Source organism: Chryseobacterium daecheongense (genome assembly GCA_027920525.1).
Taxonomy (GTDB): Bacteria; Bacteroidota; Bacteroidia; order Flavobacteriales; family Weeksellaceae; genus Chryseobacterium; species Chryseobacterium proteolyticum.
The window spans coordinates 1,499,596-1,511,619 of the sequence record CP115858.1 but is presented as its reverse complement, the minus strand read 5'-3'; the positions used below and the strand labels follow the sequence as shown (position 1 = coordinate 1,511,619).

The window sequence follows — 12,024 nt, the reverse complement described above, 5'->3', positions numbered from 1 at the left end:
AAGACATGGCAAAAAAAGGAATTTTATTAATCAATCTTGGTTCACCAAGATCAACGGCGGTAGAGGATGTAAAAGAATATCTGGATGAATTCCTGATGGATGAAAAAGTGATTGATTACCGGTGGATTTTCCGGGCACTTCTGGTTCGTGGAATTATTTTAAATACCCGCCCGGCGAAATCAGCAGAAGCTTATAAAACCGTCTGGACAGATGAAGGCTCTCCACTTATTGTTATAACAAAAAAGATACGGCAAAAGCTGCAAAAGCTCGTGGATGTTCCCGTTGAAATAGGAATGCGGTATGCTGAACCCAGCATTGAAACAGGCATCAGGAACCTGGCTGAAAAGGGAGTTACAGAAATTGTTTTACTTCCGCTTTATCCCCAATATGCGATGAGTACCACCGAAACTGTGATTGAAAAAGCTGAAGAAATAAGAAAGAAAAAATTTCCCCATATAAAGATCAATTACATTCAGCCTTTTTATCATCGGGACCTGTATATCAATTGTCTGGCAGAAAGTATCCGGGAGAAACTTCCTGAAAATTTTGATGCCTTGTTGTTCTCTTACCATGGGGTTCCGGAAAGACATATTTACAAAACGGATCCAACGAAAACCTGCAATATGAATGATTGCTGTTATAAAGATACCCTTCCCAGCCATTCGTTTTGTTACCGCCATCAGTGTTTTAATACCACCGAGCAGGTGATCAAAAAACTGGGATTACCTAAAGATAAAGTGATTGTCTCTTTTCAGTCCCGATTAGGAAAAGACAAATGGATTGAACCTTACACAGATCATACATTAAAAACGATTCCCGCAAAAGGAATTAAAAATCTTGCTATTGTTTGTCCTGCATTTGTTTCAGATTGCCTTGAAACTCTGGAAGAAATTTCAGTTGAGGGAAAAGAACTCTTTCTGGAAGCAGGTGGTGAAAACTTCAATTATATACCTTGCCTGAATGATGAAGACCGGTGGATCGAAGTCATCCGGACACTTTGCGAAGAACAGCTGAATCAATTTTATTTGGTCTAGCTCATAATGGTAAGCTATAGACTTGTATGAAGAATTTGGTATATTTGTAAACTATTTAATTAAAATGAATTACACGCTTATTAAAGATTGTATAGATCTGTTACAGGAGTTTGAAACGGAAGTCCGTTCCAATCCTGATTTATATCCGGGCAATATCCAGGGCTTTAAAACATGGATTTCTGCTCAGGGAAATATGGGGTCAAATTCTTTAGAGGAGCCTTATTGGGAGGGTAAAGAGAACGGAAGGACGCCGGAAAGTGCTATCAGTACACTGCTCGTTCATCTGAATCGGTATGCAAAAACCTATTCAAAATCTGCTATTCTGGATTCTGAATTTTCCACCCAGGAAGATTTTATTTATTTAATTAATTTAAAGGCGTTCGGAGAAATGACGAAGATGGCTCTTATCAAGAAAAATATTCATGATAAACCGGTAGGTATGCTTATTATTGCAAGATTACTGCGTCAGGGACTTATAGAGCAGACGGAATCCGAGGTCGATAAACGCAGTAAATTGATCCGTATCACGGAAAGAGGATTATCGGTTTTAGAAAAACAAATGGAAAAGATCCGCCAGGCCACGAATATTGTGGCAGGAAACCTTAATTACAATGAAAAGATGGAACTTATACGTATTCTCAATAAGCTGGATCGCTTTCATTATCCCATTTTTTCACGGAACATCCATTCCGATCAGCTGATCAATACCGTATATGAAGAGTATATATTGAAAGATTAATAATAAACACTGCTACTTCAGCACATTATTTACGGGAATCAAAAAATCAGAGATGTTTTTTGTTTGAATTGATACACAGATAATATAACCAATATGCTGAAAAGATAGTTTGTAAAAAACAATCAACAAGATATACCCATTTAATAACTTTTTGGATGTAATAATATAGGTCGATAATTAGTAAACTGAGGCAACAAATTAATATTGATAAAGCAATTATCTTATTTTTTCTAACACTTATCGTAAGGTACGCAAGAAGTAATGAATAAGGTAAAAGAAGTAAGCCTACGGTTTTAACAAGCCAAATATCTGTTTTTGGACCTGAAACAAATAAGAAACTTTCCAGATGGATCAAGGGCCATATTCCGGTTAGAAAATAATACACGGTCTGGAAAAATGGAATTGTGCGGAAATTTTGCATATAAATACTGTTATCACTTACATTCGATGATAAAATAAGGGAGGTCTCAAAACCATATAATCTTGCTTTTGTCTTTCTTAAGTATGAAAACCATATTGACTGGTTGTCATATTGGATTTTCACTGCATTATATTGTCCATTTTTGAAACCTCCCTTCTTTTCACATTAATCTTCCTGTTCAGCGTCAAGATTGATATATGTCTCAGCAATCTCTGTCAGGTTATAGTCGGTATCTTCTTCCTCTTCAAGCGTTTTTTCCAGTAATTCTGCTGCTTTGTTATGTCCCATAGTGAGAGCTAACTGAACAAGCCCCCCATAGGTGGCTATTTCATAATGTTCTACTTTTTGGGCAGCAATGATGAGTGCTGCGTCGCGGGTCATACTCCCTTCTTTTGTAGATTTTATAACTTCTTCGCCTTCTTTGATGATTCCTTCTATAGCTTCACATTTTTTCTTCTGTGGCTTTTCTTCAATCAGGTTGAAAACTTTTTCAAGACGGCTTACGTGCTTTTTAGTTTGCAACTGATGATCCTCGAATGCATCTTTGAGTTCTTCTGTAGTAGCAGCTTCCTGCATTTTTGTCAAAGCTTCTATAATGGCTTCTTCTGCATAATAAATATCCTTTAATGCATCGACGAAAAATTTTTTCAGAGAAGATCCTTTTTCATCAGAAGAGGCAGGTGATAATATTTTTTCTACAATATTACTGTCTGTAGTTGTTGTATCTGTTTTTGCCATGATTTAATTTATTAGAATAATTAAAAGGATTACCTCTTTCTCCACAAAAGAGGTAATCTTAAAAATATAGGATGAATTATGAATTACGTCCACTTCTGGATCCTGATCTTCCTGAACCTGAAGATCTGCCGCCTCCATGGGAAGCCTCACCTCCCATTCTTGCAATCCTTGTCCGTTCAGCTTTACTCATAGATGCAAATCCTCTTCTTGATGTTCCGTTTCCTGAACCAGAGTTTCTGCTATTTCCTCCGGAATTTGAGCCTCTTCCTCTTCCTGAACTGCTGCTATTTCCGGATCTTGAACCGGAACCGCTACTATTGGATCCTGACCTTCCGGAACCTGAAGATCTGCCGCCTCCGTGAGAAGCTTCACCTCCCATTCTTGCAATCCTTGTCCGTTCAGCTTTACTCATAGATGCAAAACCTCTTCTTGATGTTCCACTTCCTGATGAGGATCTGCCTCTTCCGGAACCTGACCTAGAGCCTGATCCAGAACCGGAACCACCACGGGAATTTCCCCCTGAATTTCCTCTTCCTCCACGGCTGCCTGAAGTAAATCTTCCCTGGCTGTCTCTTTGCTGGTTATTGGAATTCCTTCCCCGGTTACCACCTCTGGAGCCTCCACGACCCCTGTCGTCATCTTCATCGTCCTCATCTTCATCATAATCATCCTCACTATCTTCATCGTCTTCATAATCATCATCGTCATAATCATCATCGTCATCGTCGTCGTCTTCATAATCATCATAATAATCTTCATAGTCCGAAAAGTCATCATCATAATCTTCGTCGTCGGACGCATCATTATAACCATGGTCATAACCTAATTGGTAAACTTCTTCCAAAGTAGATCTGTCTTCATTGGATGAGCTGCTCCTTGAGCTACGGTTGTTTGAATTTCTAGTGTTCATAACTGAATTTTTTAAATTAATATTTGGTGATGGTTTTACAGATCCGTGACTAGTATTGGATCTGCAAAAAGTTTAAATTAAATCTTTAAGGAAATAGAATAAAAATGTTATTAAAGATGATATTCTAATAACTATTAAAAAAGAATAACAAAGCGAATGTATAAACTTAAATTCACGGGTATTATGACCTGAGTCACTTTAAAAGAAAATTTTTCTATTTTTAATTTTAACAATTTTATTTTTTTCCATATTTTTTATAGTTCTTATAGCAGTTTCAACACAAACACCTGTAAGGTTTGCCAATTGCTGTCTTGTAAGAGGAACTTTAAATGAAAAAGGATCTTTGTATTCCGAGCCGCTCTTTAAATAATCCATCAGATCTATTATCCTCTGTGCCGGACTTTGTGCTGAATTTGCCTGTAGCATAATATGTTGATAATATAGGCGGTCAGCCAGTGCCTTGCATAAAGTATCGTATAGCTGTGGATATGTATTAAGCATACTGAAAAAATTGTTTTTACACAGTCTGAAAATGGTGCAAGGTTCCAGTGCTACTGCTTCCATAGGATACACCTTGTCCATAAAAAGCATGGAATCTCCAAAACTTTGTCCTTCGTAAACTATATTTTGGATAAATTCTTTACCATCCTTTGTGTAATTATTGAGCTTCAATCTCCCTTTTATTACCTGAAAGTAATACATAGGAATTGCTCCTTCCTGGAAAATTATTTCACCTGAATTATAGTGTTTTATTTCAGCACCTGCTGAGTATAAAAGCTTTTCATTGATAACCATAACGTCTGTTTTAATTGTTTTTTATACTTTTCATAATAAAATTGACTCCTGCGCCATCAATAAATAAATACCTGTAAGCTACTATTACTGGATGTTGTAGCTTGTTATTTCATAATAAATAGCCCATCCAATAAACAAAATGACTATGATCCAAATCCAGAAAGGAATGGTTTGGGGCGTTTCACTTCCATTGATGATGAAACTTTTCTGATTCCCTTTGTCATAGGCATTAATCATTAGTGATAAAGTACCATCTACTACGTCTTTATTTTTTAAGCCTTCAATTTTTATTGTAGGCCCGTTGGAAACCATAAAATTTATTTTTCTGATTCCCTCTTTTCCGGATGGGGATCGGCTTACAATTTTCAATGTGTGTTCACCATCCGGCAGTTTCTTCGTATCCAGATCAAAAACGATCGGGGTTTCCAACTCTGCAATTGGGTTGAGATCGTCATCTATGAAAAGGAAAACTTTACTTTTATCTTTTGTCATAACACTTAATTTTCATCTGAGAAAACACTGTACTTGATGTGGTGTTTATTTTTCTCTCCTGGCCTGATCAGGTATTTTACGGAATAATAAAAGGCTAATATTGTTATCAGGATCACTATACCTACAATAAACCAGTCCCAGTCGCTTTCCGGACCCGTGCCATGGGTCCACTCACGTGTCACTTCAGGTTGTTGAAGTTTACATGCATCACATGCTGCCACATATACTGATAGAAGAGTCAGTATAATACTGAATATCTGTTTCGGAAGATCTTTCATATTACTTTATTTTTTCCATGATTACTTTAATTTCGTCCAGAGTTACCTTCTTTGCATTATTTCCCCAGCTTGTTCTTTCGTGGTTCATAATGGCTGTTACATCTTCCGGGGTAAAGTTTGCGTTAGTACCTACAGGTGGCATTGTTGCAAATTCCGGCCTCGGATCGTAACCTTTCATAATAATGGTGACATATAATTCGAGATCACCCCCTGTCACTACAGGACTTCCTTTCAAGGGAGGAAATGCTCCTGGAACACCTTCTCCACTTGCCTGATGGCAGGAAGCACAATTGGCAGTGAAGAGCTCCGCCCCGTCTGGCAGATTTTCACCATTCTGAGCTCCGCCTTCTTCTTTTTTCTTTTGCTTGTATAAAAAGGCCGGAACAATGGTCTTATCTGTATAGTCAGTTTGCTTTAAAGACTTTAAATATGCAACCAGTTGAAGAGCTTTGACTGTTGCAACAATTTTCTTTCTTTTATTTTTAAGAAATTTTTCAGGAACCTTTACTTCCACATCTCCCGGTTGCAGGTAATCTCTTTCGATAAAAAGAAATTCATAAGAAGGCATAATGGATGCCTCAATGGCAGCTCTGGGTTGGTATAAGTGAATCAGATGCCATTCCGCACTTGGCTGTCTTTCTCCTACATTGGTAAGATCCGGACCCGCTCTTTGTGTTCCCATAAGATTAGCAGTGTTCCGCCAAAAGTCAGTTCTGCGGTTGACTGCAAAATCTGCCGGAATGCTTGGTCTCTTACCAAAAACATTATCCATCTCAACACTTCTTACCTGTTGGGTGTGGCAGGCAACACATCCATTTTCTATGTACACCATTTTTCCTGCCCGTTGTTCATTGGTAAGGACTTTTGCTTGCCTGGGCAGGGGTCTGTTGATTTTTTGATTATCAAGAGCCGGAATAATAGCTATATAAAGTGTCAGAAAAATAAACAGACAAAGTGCAGAACCGAAAAGTATCCTGTGATCATTCAAAAATATCATCATTCATTTTTTAGGTGTTAAACTCATTGTTTGTAAGCTGTTTTTTGACAGCCAGTATTTCCGCAGGAGTCCTTGGAATTTTAATGTCATTTTTTACCCTTACCATTCTGTAAAAATTGTAGGCAAAAATCAGATGTGCAACCCACATCATTGTTCCTCCAATAGCCCTCCATAACCAGAATGGAAACATATTGATCACTCCGTCTATAAAGGGTTTCTTTTTCATCCACATCATTCCGGTTTGAGTTCCGCCTATCATTAATGCGATCACATACATGAGCAATCCGATTAAGGCCAGCCAGAAATGTATGCCTACGAGGACTTTTGGAGGCTCTTTTCCGGTGAGCCTTGGAAGTAAGGTGTAAGAAAAACCCCATAACATAAACGTGATAATTCCATACATGGTAAGATGGGAATGGGAGACCGTAAAGTCTGTAAAATGCCAAAGCAGATTGGTATATCTGAACGCTTCAACAGTTCCCTGAAACGACCCTGTAAAATAAAATATGATCGCCATAAAATAGAAAGGAAGCGTATAACTATTTTTTAACTGATACCATGCACCATTAAATGTGAGTAAGAAATTAGTTGTTCCCGCAGCTACCGGGATTAGCATACCTACACTGGCAACAATAGCCGTAGTCTGTAGCCGCCATGGAATAGCGCTGAAAATAAAATGGTGGGTACCAATTAAAGTATAGAATAAAAGGTGGGTCCAGAAAGCCAGGGCACCCAAGCTGTAAGAATAAATAGGTTTATTAAGCTGTTGAGGAAGAAAATAATACATCAGCCCCAGATTGATCAGCATAAACCACATTCCAATTGCCTGATGCATATAATATCCTTGTGTAATTGTTTCCCCTACGCCGTCCTGCCATATGGGAATGTATCCGACCAGAATAACAATGACAATAAACATGAATCCTGAAATGATATACCAATTCGAAATATAAATTTCCGTAACGGTTCTTTTTACAACAGGCTTGAATAAATTATGTGCAGAAATTGCAACACCTGCTCCAAATGTGATCATAATAGGCCAAATATATTCTCTGTATTCACCACCACCATTATTCACCCCGGCAAATAACGAGATAGTTCCTGCAAGTACTGCTATATTAACCAATATCAGGGACAAATAACCTTGTTTTATATTGTAATTCTCTATATTGCTTACTCTTGTAACTACATAGTATGAAAGCCCTATCATGGCCAGGGAGGCCCATCCCCAAAATACGGCATTGGTATGCGCAGGACGTAACCTCCCAAAACTAAGCCAGCCGATATGCTCTACATCAGGTGCCACATACTTGATCCCTGCATATAATCCGAAAGTAGTCCCGGCCACAAGCCAAAAGATCGCTGTACCTAAGAAATAAATAATCAATTTGCTGAGCTCCGGTGAAATATACTGTTGAAAAGAAGATGTCCTTCTTTTAGTAGGAAAGACACGTAATTCATCTACAGAATTAACATTTTGTATGACACCTTTTTCATCCCTGGGAGGCAAAGTACCCGAAAGTAGATTCTCCTCAGGCAGAAAATTGATGGCTTTTTCTCTTTCTTCATAAATATGGAGCTCTTCAGCAGACATATTTTGTATTTTTTTTTGAGTTTCGAGCAATTCTTTCCTCCTTAAAATACGTCCGTAAATAGCCAAAAATTTGAAGATAAGTACTACTAAACCTGCAATAATAATCATTAACATTAATAATAATGTAATTTGTATACCGGTCTGATTGAATAATGAAGATTCTGCCATAATGAAATATTATTACGGGTTGTTAATTGAAAAAATAATTTCTTTATCTAACAAAAAGATATTATGAAAGAATCTGTTACTTTTTTCAAGTACAAATGAAACGTCTTTTTGATTAGATAAAATACTCGTTTAAAAAACTATTTGCTGTTTTTAATTGAATCTACATCGTAGGCTGTACTGTCCATAGGAAGTGTCTGGTCTCCTGAATCCGGGGTGACTTGAGCAGTACCGGAAACCATACTATCGCCGGTATTGATTTTGTCGGTTTGTGTGTCTTGAGGTTGTTGTCTTTCTTTTGTACAACTGACGACGAGGCTACCCGCTAAAACGGTTACTAAAAAAAATGATTTCATAATATTAAATTTTGTGGTGTGTGATTCAAAGGTATAGAGTTCTTAATTTACATCTTTATGATTCATGTCATAATAAATTTATTTTCAATGTGTAGTTTATTGTTTTGGTTAATTTTTTTAATTGTTTTGTGATTTTGATCATATATTTTTCTTTTTTCAATGGCTAGGTTTGCTATTATCAAATCCCATTATTATGAAATACTTGATACAGTTTTTATTCCTGTTGTCGGTTTTGTCGGCATGTACAAAATCTGAAACACAGTATATTAATCAGTCCAATAAAAAAGAGACTGTGAACGACAAAAAATCAGATACGATCCAAACATTAAACGAAATCTCAGACACTACGAAACTTACAAAAGATAGTGCTGTCGTGAGATAGGGAATTAATCACTATTTATTATGAATCCAAAAGGTAGACTTATAATCATGAGAGGTGCTGACATGGGTATTTTCCATGATGCTAAAAATGAGGTTACATCACCAGATTTTCCGTCTGAAATTTTCAGCTTCTTGCCAGAGGAAAAGGATAGTCGTCTCGAAATCCTTACAACTTCCAATTCTGGTGGATGCGCTAACGAAAGACTAATTAAAATGCTACAAGCAGAGGGGTATAGCAACTTTGGGATAATAAATGTTCAGCATACCGAAGATTTTCACAATTGTTATACAAAGATAAGTGAAGCTAAAGTTGTTTTCTTGGCCGGTGGAGAGCCTGAAATATGGAAAATGATGAAGAGATCAGCAATAATGGAGCTTTTACTTAAGAGGTACCATGATGAGGAGGATTTTACCATTGTGGGAATAGATGCCGGGGCCATGTGCATCTCAAGGGTTATATTAAGTGAAGGAGGAACTGGTACCGGTCTTGGATTTATACATAACTGTATCATAGATACAAAGTTTCAACATGGTGAAAGATGTAAAGGTCTTGTAAAAGCAATCATAGCTAATAAGGAATGCTTAGGCATTGGTTTAAACAGAGGAATGGCATTAATTATTGACAAAGGCTACAAAGTTTCATGTTTAGGTAAAGGTACTGTAATGGTTGTCAATGCCAGAAATATAAAAAATAGAAGATTAAAAGCAGGAGCATCTGTTTATGCCAAAAATTTACAAGGACATATCCTTACAGGAGGAGCCACACTTAATTTATTTAGTGGAAATCGGATAAAGGATGATTTACTTCATTATAATTTAAATTTTATCAACAGAAATAATATTCAATAACTACTAATTAAATACGGTTTAAAATGACACCCAAAGGAAAATTACTAATTATAGGCGGTAAAGAAGATAAGGATGGAAATGATCCTGAAATGAAGGAAAAAAATAATGATTTTTCTCCTTATGAGATTCTTAAATTGCTTGTAAAATCTAAAGATGACCGGATAGAAGTGATCACAGCAGCCACCTCTGAACCGGATGATGCAAAGAAAACGTATATGAAAACCTTTCAAGAAATCGGATTCACAAATTTTGATTTTCTTCATATAGCCGATGATCATTGCCATACAGATTATTATTTAAAAAGATTGGAGGCTGCCAAAGCTGTATTTTTTACCGGAGGAGATCAAAACCGTATCTGTGAATATTTAACACAATCCGTTCTCACAGATATGCTAAAGAAAAAATACTTTGAAGAGGAGGATTTTATGATTGCAGGAACCAGTGCAGGAGCAATGTGTATCCCTAAAATAGTCATTCTCGAAGCCATCAACGGGGAAGCTATTCTGGAACATGATATTGAATTAGGTGCCGGGTTGGGGTTTATAGAAAATTGTATTGTCGATACACATTTTGTACATCGGGCACGTTTCGGGAGGCTTGCACACGCCATAATCTTACATCAAAATTGCTGGGGAATCGGTCTGGGGGAAGACACGGCTTTGCTTATAGAAAGAGGATCTAATGCAAGCTGTTTCGGATCGGGATCAGTGTGGATAATGGATGCGAAAGATATTGGACAAACAAATACGGATAACGTCAAAAAAGGAAATCCTGTTTATGTGGAAAATCTCAAAATTCATATTTTAACAAATAACTGCACATTTAATTTTAATACCAATGTATTTCAGGGTGAAAATTCCGGAAAACAATAGACAGGGAAACAATTGTGCTTCTTCATATCATTAAGTACGCACAATTCTCAAAAGCTAGTCATTGTATCATAATGTAATAATCCTGTATTTTTTGTGAAATGGGTTATAACCCGGACTGCATTTTTTACGAAACAACCATTCCGACTAGCTTTTCAATGTATTACGACCATTTATCGTTACGATCATCCCTTTTTAGTTCTCTTTCCACCTCGTTCACATCAGTTAATGGAAGTTCGTAAGTTTCATCAATATATTTAAGAATCTTTTGATGGATCTCATGATTTAGCTTTCGGATAAAAAGCTGGTTAGTAGTTTTTAATAATCCGATAAGATGATTTTGGGATTGATCCCTGTTAAAAAAAGATTTTTCAATAGATGCTCTTTTATCATCATTTACAATAATATCTTTAAAAACCGTATTCATGAGCACAGTCTGAAAAAATGATTCTGCAGGTAAGAGCGTATGTAAATAATAATCCTCAAAATCCATTACCCGCTTGTTATTGGTTAGAAAGGAACATGTTTCTCGGGTGAACATAAACCATTTTCCGCCGATATAAGGAGTAACACCGTCCATGAATGCCCTTTTATAAATCATTGAGGAGATTTTATGGGTGAGTTCAGTGAAGTGGTTCTGTATCCTCTGAAGCGTAGCAGGTCTGTAAAACTTCTGATCATAATAAAAAAGATAGTTCCTGCCATTATTTACTGTGAGAAACTGACGGATAATATTTTGTGATTTAAGCGGATAATCTTCTCCGCTTAGGTTGACAAAATAATCCCATTCTGCGTTCACATTAAGTAAGTATTCCATGGCATTAAGTTCTGCCTGAATCATACTGAATCCGCCAGCTACGATATTTATGCTTTCCAGAATATAAACGTTGGGAAAATGTACCAGATACTGCTGGATTTCCTCGGTAAACTCTTCTTTGGCTTTCCGGTCTATATGAACCAGGTAAAACTGATCTCGGGTGTAGATTTTTTCGAACATTGCCTTAAATATTTCCGGCTTGTGGTGTACCATGATAAAATAAGCAATTCGGATCTGAGAAGATGGGTTACTATCTGATTTGTGGGATAAGGGATGCGGTTGTACTGCGGTGGTTTGCATATGCTGGAATTATAAAATTATCCGCTCTATGCAAACAATTAGATTTATGGGGGTAAGGTACGAATATATTTTTGATAATCAGTTAATTAATATGTACCGGATGTCTCCCTCAATAAATCTTAGCAGCCAGGAACCATGAAATTTTGACAGTATTTCAGAAAAAATATCACAGCATATCGACTGGTATTTTTTTTGTTGACTTTCCACATAGCCGGCCAGCTACCTTTACACTGCCGTTTAAACGGATTTTTCTTGTTTGAATCTAAAGATTGAAATATTTAAACCCTAA

General features: G+C 36.8%; 14 protein-coding genes. 5 read left to right on the top strand and 9 right to left on the bottom strand.

The window, feature by feature from the left end; translation table 11 throughout:
- The first annotated feature begins 5 nt into the window (after positions 1-5).
- Together hemH and PFY10_06615 are read left to right on the top strand one after the other, a co-directional pair.
- Complete coding sequence (gene hemH, locus PFY10_06620) at positions 6-1,034, top strand: ferrochelatase (GenBank protein ID WBV58114.1); 1,029 nt, start codon at positions 6-8, stop codon at positions 1,032-1,034.
- A gap of 64 nt (positions 1,035-1,098) precedes the next feature.
- Complete coding sequence (locus tag PFY10_06615; protein ID WBV58113.1) at positions 1,099-1,773, top strand: MarR family transcriptional regulator; 675 nt, start codon at positions 1,099-1,101, stop codon at positions 1,771-1,773.
- A gap of 586 nt (positions 1,774-2,359) precedes the next feature.
- On the opposite strand, the gene PFY10_06610 is transcribed toward PFY10_06615, so the two are convergent.
- The 8 genes from PFY10_06610 to PFY10_06575 all read right to left on the bottom strand — a co-directional run bounded on the left by PFY10_06610 (position 2,360) and on the right by PFY10_06575 (position 8,519).
- The gene (locus tag PFY10_06610) at positions 2,360-2,932 is read right to left on the bottom strand and encodes a ferritin-like domain-containing protein (GenBank protein WBV58112.1); all 573 of its coding nucleotides are present in this window, start codon (positions 2,930-2,932) and stop codon (positions 2,360-2,362) included.
- A gap of 76 nt (positions 2,933-3,008) precedes the next feature.
- Entirely contained in the window at positions 3,009-3,842 is an 834-nt protein-coding gene (locus tag PFY10_06605) for a hypothetical protein (GenBank protein WBV58111.1), read from the bottom strand.
- Positions 3,843-4,040: 198 nt separating this feature from the next.
- Positions 4,041-4,637 (bottom strand): Crp/Fnr family transcriptional regulator, encoded by a 597-nt coding sequence (locus PFY10_06600; GenBank protein ID WBV58110.1) that lies wholly within the window; start codon positions 4,635-4,637, stop codon positions 4,041-4,043.
- Positions 4,638-4,721: 84 nt separating this feature from the next.
- Positions 4,722-5,129 carry a cytochrome C gene (locus tag PFY10_06595; GenBank protein WBV58109.1) on the bottom strand — a complete coding sequence of 136 codons (408 nt, stop codon included), beginning with the start codon at positions 5,127-5,129 and terminating at the stop codon, positions 4,722-4,724.
- Between the two features lie 5 nt (positions 5,130-5,134).
- Positions 5,135-5,407, bottom strand: a complete 273-nt coding sequence (locus tag PFY10_06590; protein WBV58108.1) for a hypothetical protein — start codon at positions 5,405-5,407, stop codon at positions 5,135-5,137.
- A gap of 1 nt (position 5,408) precedes the next feature.
- Entirely contained in the window at positions 5,409-6,404 is a 996-nt protein-coding gene (locus PFY10_06585) for a cbb3-type cytochrome c oxidase subunit II (GenBank protein ID WBV58107.1), read from the bottom strand.
- Positions 6,405-6,414: 10 nt separating this feature from the next.
- Positions 6,415-8,166: a cbb3-type cytochrome c oxidase subunit I gene (locus tag PFY10_06580; GenBank protein WBV58106.1), complete on the bottom strand. Its 1,752-nt coding sequence runs from the start codon at positions 8,164-8,166 to the stop codon at positions 6,415-6,417.
- Between the two features lie 137 nt (positions 8,167-8,303).
- Positions 8,304-8,519: a hypothetical protein gene (locus PFY10_06575; GenBank protein WBV58105.1), complete on the bottom strand. Its 216-nt coding sequence runs from the start codon at positions 8,517-8,519 to the stop codon at positions 8,304-8,306.
- Between the two features lie 193 nt (positions 8,520-8,712).
- Here PFY10_06575 and PFY10_06570 point away from each other — a divergent pair, with 193 nt between their 5' ends.
- Genes PFY10_06570 through PFY10_06560 form a run of 3 tightly spaced genes read left to right on the top strand, consistent with a single transcriptional unit; the run spans position 8,713 to position 10,621 of the window.
- Complete coding sequence (locus PFY10_06570; protein ID WBV58104.1) at positions 8,713-8,901, top strand: hypothetical protein; 189 nt, start codon at positions 8,713-8,715, stop codon at positions 8,899-8,901.
- Positions 8,902-8,921: 20 nt separating this feature from the next.
- On the top strand, positions 8,922-9,749 hold the full coding sequence (locus PFY10_06565; GenBank protein WBV58103.1) for a Type 1 glutamine amidotransferase-like domain-containing protein: 828 nt from the start codon (positions 8,922-8,924) through the stop codon (positions 9,747-9,749).
- Positions 9,750-9,772: 23 nt separating this feature from the next.
- A complete protein-coding gene (locus PFY10_06560) occupies positions 9,773-10,621 on the top strand; it encodes a cyanophycinase (GenBank protein WBV58102.1) in 849 nt (282 codons plus the stop codon).
- A gap of 160 nt (positions 10,622-10,781) precedes the next feature.
- Here PFY10_06560 and PFY10_06555 read toward each other — a convergent pair whose 3' ends face one another.
- Positions 10,782-11,735, bottom strand: coding sequence for a glycosyl transferase (locus PFY10_06555; GenBank protein ID WBV58101.1), 954 nt, complete (start codon positions 11,733-11,735; stop codon positions 10,782-10,784).
- Positions 11,736-12,024: the final 289 nt, after the last annotated feature.